General features: G+C 59.7%; 12 protein-coding genes. 4 read left to right on the top strand and 8 right to left on the bottom strand.

Going from position 1 to position 15,930, the window contains the following annotated elements; genetic code table 11:
- Positions 1-259: 259 nt before the first annotated feature.
- Positions 260-1,927, bottom strand: a complete 1,668-nt coding sequence (locus tag BGE01nite_RS15315) for a hybrid sensor histidine kinase/response regulator (RefSeq protein WP_146851360.1) — start codon at positions 1,925-1,927, stop codon at positions 260-262.
- A gap of 215 nt (positions 1,928-2,142) precedes the next feature.
- Between BGE01nite_RS15315 and BGE01nite_RS15310 the strand changes: the two genes are divergently transcribed.
- Entirely contained in the window at positions 2,143-3,312 is a 1,170-nt protein-coding gene (locus BGE01nite_RS15310; protein WP_146851359.1) for a class I SAM-dependent rRNA methyltransferase, read from the top strand.
- A gap of 112 nt (positions 3,313-3,424) precedes the next feature.
- Here the strand turns inward: BGE01nite_RS15310 and BGE01nite_RS15305 are convergent, their stop codons facing one another.
- Positions 3,425-4,963 carry a hypothetical protein gene (locus BGE01nite_RS15305; RefSeq protein ID WP_146851358.1) on the bottom strand — a complete coding sequence of 513 codons (1,539 nt, stop codon included), beginning with the start codon at positions 4,961-4,963 and terminating at the stop codon, positions 3,425-3,427.
- Positions 4,964-5,354: 391 nt separating this feature from the next.
- Positions 5,355-6,743, bottom strand: a complete 1,389-nt coding sequence (gene nuoF, locus BGE01nite_RS15300) for an NADH-quinone oxidoreductase subunit NuoF (protein ID WP_146851357.1) — start codon at positions 6,741-6,743, stop codon at positions 5,355-5,357.
- A gap of 329 nt (positions 6,744-7,072) precedes the next feature.
- Here nuoF and BGE01nite_RS15295 point away from each other — a divergent pair, with 329 nt between their 5' ends.
- Positions 7,073-8,407 carry a DUF1501 domain-containing protein gene (locus BGE01nite_RS15295; protein ID WP_146851356.1) on the top strand — a complete coding sequence of 445 codons (1,335 nt, stop codon included), beginning with the start codon at positions 7,073-7,075 and terminating at the stop codon, positions 8,405-8,407.
- A 161-nt stretch (positions 8,408-8,568) separates the two neighbouring features.
- Here BGE01nite_RS15295 and BGE01nite_RS15290 read toward each other — a convergent pair whose 3' ends face one another.
- Both BGE01nite_RS15290 and BGE01nite_RS29010 read right to left on the bottom strand, forming a co-directional pair.
- Complete coding sequence (locus BGE01nite_RS15290; RefSeq protein WP_146851355.1) at positions 8,569-9,039, bottom strand: hypothetical protein; 471 nt, start codon at positions 9,037-9,039, stop codon at positions 8,569-8,571.
- 45 nt (positions 9,040-9,084) lie between these two features.
- Entirely contained in the window at positions 9,085-9,570 is a 486-nt protein-coding gene (locus BGE01nite_RS29010; protein WP_170266808.1) for a GNAT family N-acetyltransferase, read from the bottom strand.
- Positions 9,571-9,657: 87 nt separating this feature from the next.
- On the opposite strand from BGE01nite_RS29010, the gene BGE01nite_RS15280 reads away from it, so the two are divergent.
- Positions 9,658-11,784 carry a tetratricopeptide repeat protein gene (locus BGE01nite_RS15280; RefSeq protein WP_170266807.1) on the top strand — a complete coding sequence of 709 codons (2,127 nt, stop codon included), beginning with the start codon at positions 9,658-9,660 and terminating at the stop codon, positions 11,782-11,784.
- Positions 11,785-11,932: 148 nt separating this feature from the next.
- Here BGE01nite_RS15280 and BGE01nite_RS15275 read toward each other — a convergent pair whose 3' ends face one another.
- The 3 genes from BGE01nite_RS15275 to BGE01nite_RS15265 all read right to left on the bottom strand — a co-directional run bounded on the left by BGE01nite_RS15275 (position 11,933) and on the right by BGE01nite_RS15265 (position 15,095).
- Positions 11,933-12,280, bottom strand: a complete 348-nt coding sequence (locus tag BGE01nite_RS15275) for a hypothetical protein (protein ID WP_146851352.1) — start codon at positions 12,278-12,280, stop codon at positions 11,933-11,935.
- A gap of 123 nt (positions 12,281-12,403) precedes the next feature.
- Positions 12,404-13,786: an HTTM domain-containing protein gene (locus tag BGE01nite_RS15270; RefSeq protein WP_146851351.1), complete on the bottom strand. Its 1,383-nt coding sequence runs from the start codon at positions 13,784-13,786 to the stop codon at positions 12,404-12,406.
- 232 nt (positions 13,787-14,018) lie between these two features.
- The gene (locus tag BGE01nite_RS15265) at positions 14,019-15,095 is read right to left on the bottom strand and encodes an NHL domain-containing protein (protein WP_146851350.1); all 1,077 of its coding nucleotides are present in this window, start codon (positions 15,093-15,095) and stop codon (positions 14,019-14,021) included.
- Positions 15,096-15,200: 105 nt separating this feature from the next.
- Here BGE01nite_RS15265 and BGE01nite_RS15260 point away from each other — a divergent pair, with 105 nt between their 5' ends.
- Entirely contained in the window at positions 15,201-15,905 is a 705-nt protein-coding gene (locus BGE01nite_RS15260) for a hypothetical protein (protein WP_146851349.1), read from the top strand.
- The last annotated feature ends 25 nt before the right edge of the window (positions 15,906-15,930 follow it).

Raw genomic sequence — 15,930 nt, 5'->3', positions numbered from 1 at the left:
GTGTTCCATCAATTCCCATAATTGTAACCATAGTGTCTATAATTTCAATATAATTTGGGCTGATATTTAGAATATCTTAACTTTTTCTGGGAAATGGCTTACAAGCCAAAAAATCCTCAAAAGTCATTCCGCTACTCTTCGTGACCGTCGTTTCCGGGTTCAGAAATCGTCCCCGGCGGTTTTAAAGACATCCCGCTTCACCGTGTGCTGCCTGGCATTCCAAAAAGGTAACGAATCGGCTCGTTACGACACCTCTTTTTCAGGCCCGCCGCATCATGGCGATGACCTTGTGCACCATCTGGGTCAGCTCTCCGGCCTCATAGGGCTTCGGCAGCACGCCGACGAAGCCTTTTTCCAGGAAGAGCATCTGCACGTCCTCATTCACGCTGCCGCTGGTGACCACCAGACGGGCCTCAGGATCGAATTTCAGGATCTCGGATGCTGTTTCGCCGCCGTTCATGCCGCCGCGCAGAGTGAGGTCCATGAGGACCACATCAGGTGCCGTGCCGGTGCGTGCCAGGCTCTGGTAGATCTTGATGGCGTCCTGGCCGTTGTCTGTCTCCACCACCTCGTAGCCGCAGCGCTTGAGGATCATGTGGGCGACTTTGCGGAGGTCATCTTCGTCATCGACGATAAGCACCCGGCCCTGGCCGTGCTTGAGAGGAACCGGTGTCAGGCCTCCCGGCACGTAGGCCGAGCGGGCTTCCGGGGCAGGGGCGGGCACGGCTGGCAGCAGCACGGTAAATTCCGTACCCACATTCAGCCTCGAGGTCACGCGGATATCCCCTTCGTGCTCTTTAATGAAGCGTTTGCAGGTGGTCAGGCCGATGCCGTTGCCGTCCGTCTTCGTGGTGAAGGATTCCCGGAACAGACGGGCGAGGTTCTCCGGGGCGATGCCGCAGCCGCGGTCACGCACAGCCAGACGGACATAGAGCCCGGGCTTCAAGACCGCGTCCTGACCTAGGGCGATGTCCATGTTCTCCACATCCACATCCATATGACCGCCGCGCGGCATGGCCTGGATGCCGTTCATGATGAGGTTCTGCACCACCTGGCTGATCTTGGTGCCATCAGCGACCGCCCAGCGGAGGCTGTCGCCCAGGCGAACGCTAACCTGCACATTCGCGCCAGCGCTGGCCAGCTTGACGGTGTCTTTGACAATGGAGATGAGGTCCACTGGCTTTTTGGCCTGTGGACTGGCCTTGCAGGCTGTCACCACCTGGGAGGTGAACTGCTTGGCACGCTTCAGGCCGCTGAAAATGAGCTGCAGATCTTCCTGCAGGGCCGCATCTGAATTACCCACCTTATGGACGAGGTCAGACAGCCGGATCGTGACTGGACCCAGGAGGTTGTTCACGTCATGGGCGATCCCTTGGGCCAGCGCGGCCAGATTGTCCTTCTTCAGGCGGTCAGAGCTGGCATCCAGATCGTCGCCTTTCAGAGGGCCGGTCTTGGTCGCGGTAGCTGAAATGGTAGGCACCGGGGCAGGGGACACCAGCAGGGTGAAGTTCAGCAGCTTGCGCAGGCTGTTAAACACAGCGCGCACGCGCCAGCGGCAGCGCTGGGCTTCATGGCCGTAGAAGTTCTGCAGACGGCACTCGCATTCATGAGTGCCTCCATTTTCCACAGCCAGACTCAGACTCTGCAAAAGTGTGACCGCGTCTCTTTCATCCACGGCAAGGTCGCTCAGGGTCATTCCGCGCAGCCCTTTGTCCGGCTCCACGCCCACCATCACCGCCGCTGCTGCATTGCTGAAAAGGATCTGCGGCCCGTAGGCTCCAGAGGCCTCAGGTTCAATGATTAACAGCCCTTCCGGCACCTGGTCCAAAGCCACGCGCAGAAAGTAGTTGGCCGTCTTCATCTGGTCGAGACTGGCTTCCAACTCGGCCAGTGTCTCAGGGCGAAGGGTGTCGGGAGCGAGAGTCATGGGAGCGATGACGGAGCTTTTAATGATTTTAAATAGTTAAGACAACTTTAATTTTTGGAGAACTAATCTTTTTTGCCTCTCTTTTTTGATAATGATAGCCCTGAAAGTAGTTTCGAAGCGTTACATTGCCGTTCTTGGGGTGGTGAATGCGGCTGCACGCGGCACGACGTTCTCATTTGCCCCCGGGCCAAAGAGCCGCTACACCCTCCCGGTTCATGCCTGCCCTATCCATCCAGCCCCGAGCCCGTCTGTTTCATGGTCACGTCTGGGTCTATGCGACCGAGATCAAGGCCCGCTTCGGCGATCCCAAGCCCGGGGACGTGGTCCAGCTCCAGGATGCGCGTGGAAAGCCCATCGGCAGCGCCATCTACAATCCGCAGTCCCAGATCAGCGCCCGTCTCTTCTCCTACCGCCGGCAGGATCTGGACCTGGACTTTTTCACCCGCCGCATCGAGCGCGCCATGCGGTCCCGTGAGGCCGCAGGTGTGGACATGCAGCTCTGCCGTCTCGTCTGGAGTGAGTCAGATGGTCTCCCTGGCGTTGTCATCGACCGCTACGGCGACTGTCTTGTGCTGCAAACCCTCACGCTCGCCATGGCGCAGCGCCAGGATTTGATCATCCAGGCCCTGCAAAGCCTGCTCTCCCCGCGCAGCATTGTGCAGCGCAATGAAGGCAATGTCCGCAAGGCCGAGGGGCTCGAGCTCATCAAAGGTCCGGTGCTGGGAGATGCCCCGGCTCCCTTCGTCATGCGCCATCAAGGCAGCGCCTTCCATGTGGACCCGATCGAAGGCCAGAAGACCGGCCTCTATCTCGACCAGCTCGACAACTACCAGCACGTGGCCAGGCTCGCCAAAGGCCGCCGGGTGCTCGACTGCTTTACCAACCAGGGCGGCTTTGCCCAGGCCTGCGCCCTGGCCGGTGCCGCTGAAGTCACCGCTGTGGACATCAGCGAGCCAGCCATCGCCACCGCGAAGGCGAATGCCGAGATCTCCGGATCACGAGTGAACTTCATCGCCGCGAACTGCTTTGATTTCCTCAAGCAGCAGGAGTCCTCCGGTGCCACCTACGATCTGATCATCCTGGACCCGCCTTCCTTCACCAAGTCCAAGGCCACCGTGAAGGACGCCATGCGTGGTTATAAAGAGATCCACCTGCGCGCCATGAAGATGCTCCAGCCCGGCGGCATCTTCGCCACCTTCAGCTGCAGCCACCACGTCAGTCGCGGTGAGTTCCACGCCAGCATCGAGGACGCCGCCGTGGATGCCCGCAAGACCCTCCGCCGCGTCGCGACCTACACCCAGAGCCCGGATCACCCGATTCTCGCCACCATCCCCGAAACCGAATACCTCACTGGCTACGCCTACGAGGTCGTCGCCTCCTGGTGAGGTGATGTAGAGGCAGGCGTGAGCATGCCTTGAAGGAACGGCCCGTAAACGCTGAAAGCGCATGCCATGCGCTCCGAGGCATGACACACGCTTTCAGATCAGACGCGGGTTCTTACTTCTCTTTCTTCTTCTTTTTCTGCACCTTGTTTTCAACAGGCGCCTCGGCGGTTGCCTTCGGGGCGCTGGTGCTGCCTGACACCTCGTTCTGCACGGCCTTGTCCGTGCCGATGGCGAGGACGTGGCTGATGGCGATACGGGCGGTGGCCAAGGCAGGTGGCTGGAAGGAGTAGGATGTGGCGTTGTGGCACATGAAGCAGTTCAGCATCGCTTTCGAGCTGGGACTTTGCACAAAAGTCTCGGCGGTGGTGTTGGCCAGGGTGATCGAGCCCGTGGCCAGCTTGTTCAGGTTGCCTGCGGTGGAGGCTGGGTTGCCCGCCACATAGGTGTTGGGCTGCAGCCACACGGTGCCAATGAGGTTGTAATTGGCGAAGAGGTTCTGCACGTTCTCCAGCTTGGCCACGATGCCCTGTGCCTGCGAGTTGATGTTCTGGATGTTCTTGGGACCATCGGGATGATTTTCGCCGCCTGTGGCCCACTGCAGCACGGTCTGGGTGGCGGGGGTGAGCTTCTGGGTGGACTCATTCAGCGTCAGCTGAGGTGGAACCGCCGCCAGGTTCGCATTCGCATAGGAGGTGTTGGCCGTGTAGAAGGTGTAACCTGTGGAGCTGGAGCCGCTGGGGGAGAAGGTGCCGTCTGGCACCATCGGAGAGTTGAGGTTGTGCTCAAAGGTTCCCCACAGGAACTCGGGATGGTTCACGGTATAACCAACAACGTGGAGTCCAACAAGCGCGACCGTGACCGTGTCCGTCTGGCCGTTCGGAGCGATGGTGGTGGTGGTGCCACCCTTCTGGTTAGGCTTGGTGGTCGTGGAGAGGCGTGGCACGGTGGCCGTGGTGGTGTAGGATCCCTTCGGTGCCTGGCTCACATCATCCACGCGCATCCAGGTGGCCTTGAAGACGGCCGCGCCCACTTCGAAATAGGGATCGTTCGGGGCGTTCTTCTGGTAGTCTCCCGTGGCGATGAGGTTCGCCTTCGCGGTGTTGAAGTAGGAGTCGTTCATGTGGACGGAGGCATAGACAGGATAGCCGTTCAGCCCGACCATCATGTTGCCGTCGGCTTCGACGATCGCCCCCGCGTCTTCCTTGAAGCCGGCGGTGCCGTGGGCAATGAGCGAGCGCCCCCCGAGGACCAGCGCGCGTGGGCCCGCTTTTTTAAGCACGCCTCCAGGTGCAGGCAGCAGTTCATCCGGCCGGTGCAGTGTCAGGAAGCGCGGCACCTTGGAGTCGCTGCCAGCATCATTCACCAGGGTGATCGCCCAGGCAAAAGCCTCCCAGGACCACTGATGGAAAGCACAATCAGGCGAGTTCACATTCGCCGTGTCCTCCGTGGGGAAGGGGGAGTTGGGCTGCATGAAGTTGTTCACCAGGCCCTCCGACCAGCCCATCGTGGGGCAGAAGGACTGGACCGCCGGTGTTTGAGCCAAAGCCGTCCCCATGAACCCGACGGAGCAGGCTAGGATGCTCGCCAGGATCTGGCGGGCCGATTGGAAGGCGCTTGGGATGAAGCGCTCAGAATGAAGGTGGTGTCTCATGGGTGGAATGAGTGATGTTCGTATTATTTAAGATGTGTCGTAGTTATTGGTGGTTTTGTTTAATAAACCTACCTCAAATTATAATAACGGACGTTTACCTAATTGTGACAAGATTGATAAAAATAGGCTTTGATCTGATTTAAACCTGCCATCCGCCCCCGATTGCACTCATAAACTGAGTTTATTCAGATTTACCTAATCAATTTTGATCGCGTCTATCTGCCAGTCTTACCCATGGAGCATGCCCTGGCACCCCTCTGGGCTCATCAATTGGGCTCCGGAGAGGCAGGGCAGGAGTCCTCATGCCTTCAATAGGGCGCTCAGCCCAAAAAGAAGCAGCGGAAGACTCACGTCTTCCGCTGCGCTAAATCACACTCGATGAAGCAGTTGATCAAGCCGCCAGTCCTGCGGCTGCGACCTTGCCTTCGTCAGACACGATCTCGCCGACGAGCTCAGGCTTGCAGTCACCCTTCATCTCATCACGGAATTTCTTGATGAAACTCTGGGTAGGCCAGGAGCAGGCTTCGCCGAAAGCGCAGATGGTCTTGCCCTCGATCTGGTTCGCCACGCTTTCCAGGGAGTCCACGTCATCCGGGCTGGCTTCGCCAGACACGATGCGGTCGCTGATCTTCTTCATCCACAGGCTGCCTTCGCGGCACGGGGTGCACTGGCCGCAGGATTCGTGGGCGTAGAAGTTGTTCAGGTTGTTGATGACCCATGTCATGCTGCGGGAGTCATCCATGATGATGACACCGCCGGAACCCGCCATGGAGCCGCACGCGGCCATGGTGTCGAAGTCCATCGGGATGTCCATGATGCCGATCTCACGGCCGTCCTTGAGTTTGAATTTCTCATCAGCGCGCAGCACCTTGGAGGAGCTGCCGCCAGGGATGATGGCCTTCAGCTTGCGGCCGGGCTTCATGCCGCCGCAGAGCACATCGATCACCTCGCCCATCGTCACCTTGCCGACTTCCACCTCGTAGTAGCCGGGCTTCTGCACGTCACCGCTTACGCACAGGATGCGGGTGCCGGTGTTGTTAGGCGTGCCGAGCTTCGCGTATTCCGCGCCGCCCATCTGGATGATGTGCTTCACGTGGCAGAGGGACTCGACGTTGTTCACGATCGTCGGGCTCATGTAGAGGCCGAGCGCCGCCGGGAAATACGGAGGCTTGATGCGTGGGTAAGGGCGCTTGCCTTCGAGGGACTCGATCAATCCTGTCTCCTCACCGCAGATGTAGGCGCCCGCTCCGCGGTGCACATACAGCTCGCAATCGAAACCACTGCCGAGGATGTCCTTGCCCAGGAAGCCCTTCGCACGGGCTTCAGCGATGGCCTTTTCCACGATGATGGCGGCCTGCGGGAACTCCTCGCGGATGTAGATATAGCCGAGCTTCGCGTTCACGGCGAAGCAGGCGATGATCATGCCTTCCAGAAGCTGATGCGGGTCCTGATGCAGGATGTAGCGATCCTTGAAGGTGCCAGGCTCGGATTCATCCGCATTGCAGATGATGTACACGGGCTTGGTGTTCGTGGGCGGGATGAACCCCCACTTCACGCCGGTGGGGAAGCCCGCACCGCCTCGGCCGCGCAGACCGCTGGCCTTCACTTCATTGATGATGGCGCTCTTCTCCATCTTCAGGGCGACCTTGAGCTGCTCATAGCCGCCGTCCTCAAGGAAACTGTCGATGGACGGCGTAAAACCGACGCGGTCGATGTTCTTGAAGATGAGCCGCTTTTCGCGAGCGTGGGGCTCTTTGCCGGAAATGTATTGGATCGCCATGAGGGGATGTAGGTCGCTTGGCGGCAGTATTCCGCTGCGGGAGGGGGCGGCAAGCGGCTTTGTGAAAAAATTCACAAGCGAGGCGGTTCTGGCGACTTGTCAGGGCTGGCACCACTCGCCGCACTTGCTTTGAATTGTGAATAAGTCTATCTTGGAAGGTCCTGGACAGCCTCGTTCTGGCACGGCTAATCCTTCCTGATTAGCCCGGTTTCCCTGGGCAAATGACAAAAAATGGTTCGGCGGAAGGAATTTTTTCCGGAACTGTAAGAAAGAAAATAGGCCCCCCGTAATTCACCCCGTCCCGAAACTCATCCCCCCGCTCACACGCCATGAAAATGCATCCCAATTGCCAAGGCAACCACCTCGACCTCCGTTCCGGAGTCAGCCGCCGTGATTTTATGTATGTCGGCATGCTTGGCGGGCTCGGCCTGACCCTGCCGGAAATGATGCGCCTCCAGGCGGCCAGCGTCATGCCTGAAGTGGAAAGCTTCAAGCCCATCGCGGATTCCATCATCCACATCTACCTTCCGGGTGGCATGGCCCAGCATGAGTCCTGGGATCCGAAACCTTTCGCCAGCCCGGACTACCGCGGCCCCTACACCCCCATCAAGACCTCCATTCCTGGAGAGTACGTGGGTGAGAAGTTCACGAACATCGCCAAGATCATGAACAAGCTGACGGTCATCCGCAGCATGACTCATGGTGAGGCCGCCCACGAGCGTGGCACGCACAACATGTTCACGGGTTACCGTCCGAGCCCGGCCATCAAGTTCCCCAGCTTCGGTTCCATCATCTCCCATGAGATGGGCAGCCGGAACAACCTGCCTCCTTACGTGGCTGTCCCAGGAGTCATCGCTCCTGAGCAGGGCACCGGTTACATGAGCAGCGCCTTCGGCCCCTTCGCTCTCGGCAGCGATCCAGCTGACAAGGGTTTCACCGTCCGTGACCTCCTCACGCCGAAGGACATCGACGACAAGCGCTTCGAGCGCCGTCGTTCCCTCCTCGGCACCGTGGACGAGCACTTCCGCACTGTCGAAAAGGCTGACTCCATCAACGCCATGGACAGCTTCTATCAGGCCGCCTACGGCCTCATTAGCAGCACCCAGGCCCGCGAAGCCTTCGATCTCTCCAAGGAAACCGACAAGCTCCGTGACGAATACGGTCGCAACCCTGCCGGTCAGCGCTTCCTCCTGGCCCGCCGTCTGGTGGAAGCCGGTGTGCGCATGGTCTCCGTCAACTACGGTGGTTGGGACCACCACAGCAATATCAAGGGCGCTTTCGACGGTCAGGCTCCAAACTTCGACCAGGCCTTCGCCCGCCTCATCACCGACCTTGCTGATCGTGGCATGCTCAAGAAGACCCTCGTCATGGTCAGCTCCGAGTTCGGCCGCACGCCGAAGATCAACGGCACCAATGGTCGTGACCACTGGCCTCGCGTGTTCTCGGTCGCCCTTGCCGGCGGCGGCGTGAAGGAAGGCTACATCCACGGTGCATCTGATGCGCTGGGTGGTGAGCCGGACCGCGATGCCGTGGGTCCAGAAGATCTTGCCAAGACCATGTACCGCCTCCTCGGCATCAACTCCGAGAAGCGCATCATGTCTGACGGCGCCCGCCCGATCGACATCGTCAATGGCGGTCGCATCCTCACGGAAGCCCTGGCTTGATTTCTCAGTCGTTAGTTTAGTTTTGTGGAGACGGCGCAGCCTCATAAGCTGCGCCGTTTTTTTTGCGCTATGTAGAGGCAGGCGTGAGCATGTCGATTCCTCGAGTGCCGAAGACTCAACAAGTCATCACTCCGCTACTCCATCACTCCACTCTCGTCGGATCACTGCGGCCCGGTCAGATACTCGGACACGCGATTCCCACGAAAGGTCACGGTCGCATCCTTGTAAGGCACATAGACCACGTTCGGTCCCATGCCCCAGTACGGGTCCCAGGCACCATAGTAGCCAGCACCGTAGCCCCGGTAACCCCAGCCGCGTCCATACCCATAGCCGAGCCCCATGCCAAAATTGTTCGTGTACACGGGCTGTGTGCTCATGTAGGTCCACTGCTCCACGCTGCTGCCTTTCTGGCGGCCCTGGGCCACGGAGTCAGGCCGGCCATAAGAAAGGAACACCCCCTCCTTGGTCATGCCTTCCCGGATGCGGCCCTGCTGCACCAGCACTTGATCACTGCTGCTGAGCTTCTGGTAGATCTGCGGGTTGTTGGCGATGCGGCGCTCCCGTGCGCTGGTGCAACTGAGGGTCACCGCAGCCAGTGTGAGACTGGCAAAGAGTCGAAGAAAACGTTTCATGGAGATGAGGTGAAGACTGGCGGCCGGAGCTCTTTGTTCAACACATTACAAACGCATGCCGAAGTGCACCTGACGGCCGATTTCCTCGAAACCACAGGAAGGGTACAGATTCTGTCCGATCACGTTCGAGGCCATCGTCTCGATCTTCGCCACCTTCATCCCGCACTCGCGGAAGTAATCCAGCACATGGTGGATCAGGCGTCGGCCCAGGCCGAGGCCCCGTGCATTCTCCACCACCGCGAGATTCGGGATGCGTCCGACGAGGTTCGCGTGATCCAGCTGCGTGGTGATGTAACCCAGGATCTCCCCATCCCGCTCGGCCACGAAGCAGCCTTCCGGATTCTTCGTGCAGTCATCATCGATGTGGTCCGCCTTCCGCGCCTTCCAGTCACGGTCATTCCACACGCCGAGCCGGTCTTCAAACATCTGGTCGAGCGCCACGCTGCCAAAGGAGTCGATCGTGATCTGTCGCAAGACGGGCAGATCCTCGGGGCGGTAGTGGCGGATGGTCACGGGAAGCTGGGGAGTCATGGAAGAAGGGAGAACGAACACCACGCACAACATTCCGCAAGGCTTGACGATCGCCCGGTGAGGATCATGCTCGTCTTCACGTCCCCCATGGTTCTTTCCCTCCGCGCTTCTCACGTCATTCTCACTTTCTTCCTGCTGGGTCTCATGACTTTGAGCGGGATGGCGGAGGACATGGACTGCCTGCGTGAGTTCCCCGCGCTCTACAGCTTGCAAACGGGAGAGACCGGGGAAAACCGTGATCAACGTGCCGCTCGCACTCAGGCGCTCATCGGCATTCATCTGCACATGACCCCTGAGGATGTGGGCAAGGCTCTCTCGGCCGTCCTCAAAAATGTGCGGCAGAAGAGTGATGGAGTGGCCAAGGTCGATCATGCACGCGCCCGTTTTGTCGAGGGTGTGTATGAGCAGGCACTGACCTTGGCGCTTGAGGCTGGGGACCAGGCTCACCGGGCCGCTTCACGTCGCCCTGAGAGCATCATCGAGGCCCTGCAACTGGCCGCCTTTGCCGCCTTGGAGCTTTCGCGCTTTGAAGATGCCGTGAAGTATCTCAGCGTTGCTCTAGGAGAGACCAGCGCGGATCGTGATCTGAAGCTGTGGACTCAGCTCCAGTCCGCCACGGCCCGTGCCTATGGCGGCATGAAGATGGACAAGGATCAGGAGCAGACCATGCGTCTCATCTACACCGAGCATGAGCGCATCCGTGGCGAACGTGATCCCGAGACGATCAAGCACCACAGCGCCTATGCGGGGCTGCTGTATCAGAATGGTCGCGATGCTGATGCGGAGCGCGAGACACGTGATGTCTTGAAGGTCACGGAGATCGTTCATGGCCCGATGCATGAGCAGACCCAGATCCTGCGGAAGAACCTCGCGCGTGTGCTGGAGGTCAACGGTCGTGCCGCGGAGGGCGAGGCACTGCGGCGGAAGGTCGTCGTGGTTCAGATGGAGACTCTCGGGGAGGGTGCCGCAGGCACGCTGCGCAGCCGCGAGCAGCTTGTGAAGAATCTTTTTGAGCAAAAGAAGTTCGGCGAGGCTGAGTCGGAGGCGCTCATTCTCGTCAAGAGCAGCAGCAAGGTGAACGGGCCGGATTCCGCCATTACCCTGGCGGCCCGCATCAGCGCGGCACTGGCCGCTTTCGAGCAGGGACATCACGAGCAGGCTTTGGGAGAGCTTGAGGCTCTGCAGACAGACTGCGTCCGCGTGTTTGGTGAGGAGCATGTGGATTCACTGCGTGTCCGTCATGCGATGGGAACCTGTCTGAATGCATTGAAGCGGTATGAGCACGCCGAGGCGATTCTCGCGGATGTGTTTGAGATCCGGAAACGCATCCTTCCGGCAGAGGACCTGAACACACTGGAAACTCAGCATCAGTGGAGCATCGCTTTGCTCAGGCAGAACAAGCTCAAGTCGGCGCTGGTTGAGATCCGCATCGTCGCCAATTCCTACAAGCGCCTGCTGAAGGAGGGTGATCCCAGGCTGGCCGCCATCGACAACTCTGCGAGCGAGTTCATGCAGCTGGAGGCGGGCCGGAAGATTCTCATCGAGGAGCAGGCCGCACCCGTGGAGGCGAAAGCGCGGCAGCTGGGTGAGAACCATGTGGACGTCTTGAACATGCGCGCGGCTCTGGCTGGTTATCTCTCTGGCATTGGCGAGGCAAAGGCCTCGCACGCTGAGTATGAAAAGGTGCTCGCTGGCTGTCTGCAGACCCTGGGAAAGAAGCATCTGGGGACGGTGGACGTGATGCAAAAGGTCGCCGCTGGGCAGCAAGCGCTAGGCCTGTACGCGGAGGCTGAAAAGAACTACCGCCAGGTGCTGGCGCTGCGCTCGGCTCTCGTCAAACCTGGCGATGTCTCGCTGCAGGAAACCCGTTACCAGCTGGGCGTCTGCCTGGGTCAGGGTGGGAAGCTCAAGGAGTCTCAGGAACTGGTGGAGAGCAGCTACATGGCGGTGAAGGACCGCAAGGATGTGAATCCTGCCTACGTGGCGCAGATGAAGGGCACTCTGGACCAGCTCCGGCAGCTGCGTGTGCCAGTGCCTCTCGAGCTTAATGTTCCCGGTACCCTTCAGCAGCCGGTATCCATGTCCGGGGCCGACAAGGCAGCGCCCCCTCTCATCGGAGCTCCGGGAGCCGCCGGTGCTGGTGTTCCATCGGCTGACCCTGCCTCATTGATTCCGTCAGGCACCATCCAAAAGCCAGTCGAGTACAAGCCTTGATCTTGCTTTTAGTTAGGTCATGACGTTCTGCTCCGGTCTCAGCCTTGCAAACAAAAAGCCATTGGGGGTTTCCCAATGGCTTCTGATTTTTTCAAAGCGCGTTGGTGCTCAAAGCCAAGCCGCGCCGTGATGGCCTGTTATAGGCGGCTCAATTGTCGTCATCGTCATCGTCCTTGTCACCGCGATCACGGAGGACGACACGCTGGACCACGCGGCGCTCACCCTGCTGGACGTAGTGCACGCGGACTGGCGCGCCTGCCACGAAGCGGGTGCGGTATTCAGCTTCAGGGATCACGACCCCGCTGCTAGTTCTGTAGACGACGCTAGGGCCGTAGTGGTAGGTCACGGGGCCGCTGGCCTCGGTCACAACGAGCTGGCCTGACGGATCATAGGCAGAGACGGTGCCACGAGCCGAAACCGTGGTGACGGTTTGTGCCGAGGCCAGCGATGCGCTAAACATGCCGATAACAGCGGCGAGGAGTAGGAGGGTTTTCATAGTTTGTTTGGTGTTTTTGTTGTGGTTCAACTTTGCATTCGTTGGATCGGCTGGCAGTGCGATGCCGCGCCCTCCACCATGCCAAACTAAGGTCTCGCCCTTATGTTGCGGGCTTGAGCGACGCTACTCCGTACCACTCAACACATAATGTCGGGCGTCTTCAGGAGGACGAATCGCGGGACGTGCCAGGGGTTCGTTGAGCGGGAGAATCCAGGAACTGCGGGAGAGGGTGCGGTGCTCCCGCGCCAGATTCACCTGGGGATCAATGAGCGGTCGGGGTGGGCGCCCATTGAGCGAGACCATCGTCCTTGCGCGAACTTCAATGTCCGGGAATCCTTCCCGTCTTTTTTGTTCGGCGAGAAAGTGGCTGTATTGCAGGATCATGTCTGGATGCGTGGCCATTTTTTCATAGGCCGTGTCACTCAGGTGCATCAGGGGATCCACGACCCAGGTTCGGCCTGTTGACGGCGAAACAAGATCAAAGAGCGCGTCACCTGACTTCGTGCGCAGCTTCATGTGCCAGGAGAAGCGGTGGCCCTCCTCCGTCCAGTGCACATCTCCGGGGTAGAGGAAATGGCGAAAAGGCATCAAGACCTGGAACGCCAGATAGAGGGTGACGACAGAGGCGACGGCCCTGCGGGGGCGCCACCAAGGCGTGGCATCGCCAGTTGTGGTGATCCCGATCTTCGAAAGCAGGCGCCGGAAAGCATCTGGCGGAAAGAAGATGTACGTGGCACCGAGCATGAGCCAAGGAAAGATGCCGATGCGGAAGAGCTGGGAGTTCAGGAGATGGAATGACGCGGCAGCACAGAAAGCGAGGGCACGCGTGCGGCGCCAGAGCAAGCAGGGAACAATGAAGAGATCTAGCAGCAGCCCGCCGATGACGAAGAAGTACACCAGCCACTCCTCCTGCACATGCGGGCCGATGATCGGCATGTGAGCACGTTCGGAAAGCCAAAGGCGCATCGGTTCACCGTGCAGCCAGTCAGAGGAGAGCTTGGCGATGCCGCCGAACAAGTAGGGAATGCCGATCTGCGCACGCATCAACCACAGCGTCCACGCAGGAGTGACGTGTGATCGAATCGCGGGACGCAGCCAGGCATCGACAGAGCAAGCACGATTTGCGGGCAGGAAGATCAGCAAAAAGCTGATGAGGCCGATGAGGTAGAAGTGATTGAGGTAACGCGTCTCATCCAGCAGGAACACATGCGTGAAGCCGATGAAAAAGATGATGGCCGCGACGCGATAGCAAAAGCCAGCCGCCAGACATGCTGCGGCGACACCGAGGACGGCGAAATGAATGTGCATGCCCGGATCAGGCCACGGCCTCACCCATTCAAAAGCATAGTAGCCGAACCGGAAGTCTGACGCGTTGAAGATATCGATCCAGCCATGCGCGAAGAACCGGATCACTTCGACGAGCATGGCGCATCCGAAGACGATGCGGAAGAACACAAGCCAAGAGATATCGACCGGCGCGAAAGCTCGATGGAAGATTCGATTCATGGAGGACCGGCGAGAGAGCGCATTTCCTGTGAATCGTCTCGTCGTGCGTGAGCGGTTGCCTTGGTTCGCAATCCGCTCGCTAGCCGGCCTTCCTTGGATTCGATCGTGCGCGGCTTCTGGTGAAACGCGGCAGCGTCCTGGATTGCGCCTGTCCTCTGGCGCTTTCTGACGAAGTGAGTGATCACCTCTCTCCAAGCGACGACGTTAACGCTTCGCGCAGATCTTGATCCTTTTACTTCCGCAACACACGCACCTTGTGGGCTTCGCTGTCGCCGATGTAGATCGCGCCATCGCTGTCCACAAACACACCGTGCGGGCGTGCCATCTGGCATTTCAGCGGATCCCCGTCGCCACCATTACCCTTCGTGCCGTCACCGGCGATGAGGTGGATCTTGCCTGTCTTTGCCTCGACCATGCGGATCGTGTGGCTCTCGCAGTCGGCCAGCCAGGCATTGCCTTCGGCATCAATGGCGATGCCTTTGGGGCCGCTCAGCGTGGCTTCTTTGGCCGGGCCATCATTGCCTGTGAGCCCTTTCTGGCCCGTGCCAGCCACATGATGGATCTTGTTCGCCGCGAGATCGAACTTGAAGACCTGATTGCCTTCACGCAGGCAGAGCCAGAGATTACCCGCCTTGTCGAAATCCAGAGAGCGCGGCCCCTTCAACGGCGTGCCACTGATGGGCGCTCCATCGGGAGTAGCTCCCGGTTTGCCCGTGCCTGCGAAGGTGCTGATGAGGCCCGTCTTCATGTCGATGCGGCGGATGACATTGTTGCCGATGTCACAGATGTAGAGTGAGCCATCCGGACCAAACTGGATGCTGTGCGGCTGCTTGAACTGCGCCTGTGCCGCTGGGCCGCCATCGCCCGCGTAGCCCGGTTTGCCATTGCCGGCGATCGTGGTGATGATGCCGGTCTTCATGGCCACCTTGCGGACCGCGTGATTCGTCATGTCTACGATGTAGAGATCACCTGCGGCATCGAAGCGCAGCTCATGCGGCAGATTGAAGGTGGCCTGCAGGGCAGGGCCGCCGTCACCGCTGTAGCCTTTCTGGCCGGAGCCCGCCACGGTATGGATGATGCCGTCTGGCGTGACCTTGCGGATGCGCTGACCGGTGTACTCGCAGAAGTACAGTGCGCCATCGGGACCCCGCGTGAGGCCAAAGGGATTGTCGATCTGCGCCTTCGTGGCGGGGCCGCCATCTCCAGAGCCGCCTTTCTCGCCGGTGCCTGCAAAGGTGGTGATTTTCCAGTCAGCAGCGGAGGCAGACAGGGCGAGGGCGAGCGTCAGGAGGAAGAAAGAGCGGAGCATGAAAAGAGGTGGGTTGAAACTTACGAGTCGGGAAGACTGCTCTTTCGGACAGGAAAATCTTGTCCGAAGTGTGGTGGTGGGTAGCATCCGGCCCTCCGAATTCCTTTGAAATTCATCCGCTCCATCTTCCGCATCGCTCTCCTGGCCTGCATGATTGCCAGCGGGGCAGGGCATGCTGCCGATGCTCCCCTGGAGAATGGACTGGAACTGGCCCGGCTGCGCTTTCAGCGCTCTATGATCGAGGCCAGCCTGGCTCCGCTGAAGAAGCATCTGCTGGAATTGAGCGATGTGGAAAAGAAGCGCGCCGAGGCCCGTGACTACGCCGGTGCCATCGCCGCACGCAACGAGCGCCGCGCGGTGGAGGATGAACTGGAGCGTCTGGACAAGGAACTGCTGCTCCTGCAGACGCGTGAGCAGAGCCTGAAGGCCAGCGCCCTGCCGGACCGCATCACCCTGCCGCTGGAGCAGGCCAAGCTCAGTGATGTGCGCCGTGAAGGCGGTGAACTCACTGGCTGGAGCAAGCCCGGCTCTTCCGCCACCTGGAAGCTGCCTGCGCTGCCGCCCGGTGGTTATGAGATCTACATCAAGCATCGCTGTGGTGCCCTGGATGGAGGCTTGCTGGAAGTGAAGGAGGCGAAGTTTCATCTCACCAGCCAGATCGACACCACCTCCAAAGGCCCGCAGGAGAAAAACCTCGGCACGCTGAAGATCACGGACGGCACCAGCACCCTCACCCTGACCGCCACCACCCTCGTGAAGGACAACCTCATGCATCTCCTCGGCCTCTGGCTGGTGCCTGCCTCGAAGTGATAACACACTTTTGGTTCGGCTTGGG

Source organism: Prosthecobacter gellanilyticus, assembly GCF_007992435.1.
Taxonomy (GTDB): Bacteria; Verrucomicrobiota; Verrucomicrobiia; order Verrucomicrobiales; family Verrucomicrobiaceae; genus Prosthecobacter; species Prosthecobacter gellanilyticus.
This window is presented reverse-complemented; position numbering and strand designations above follow the sequence as displayed.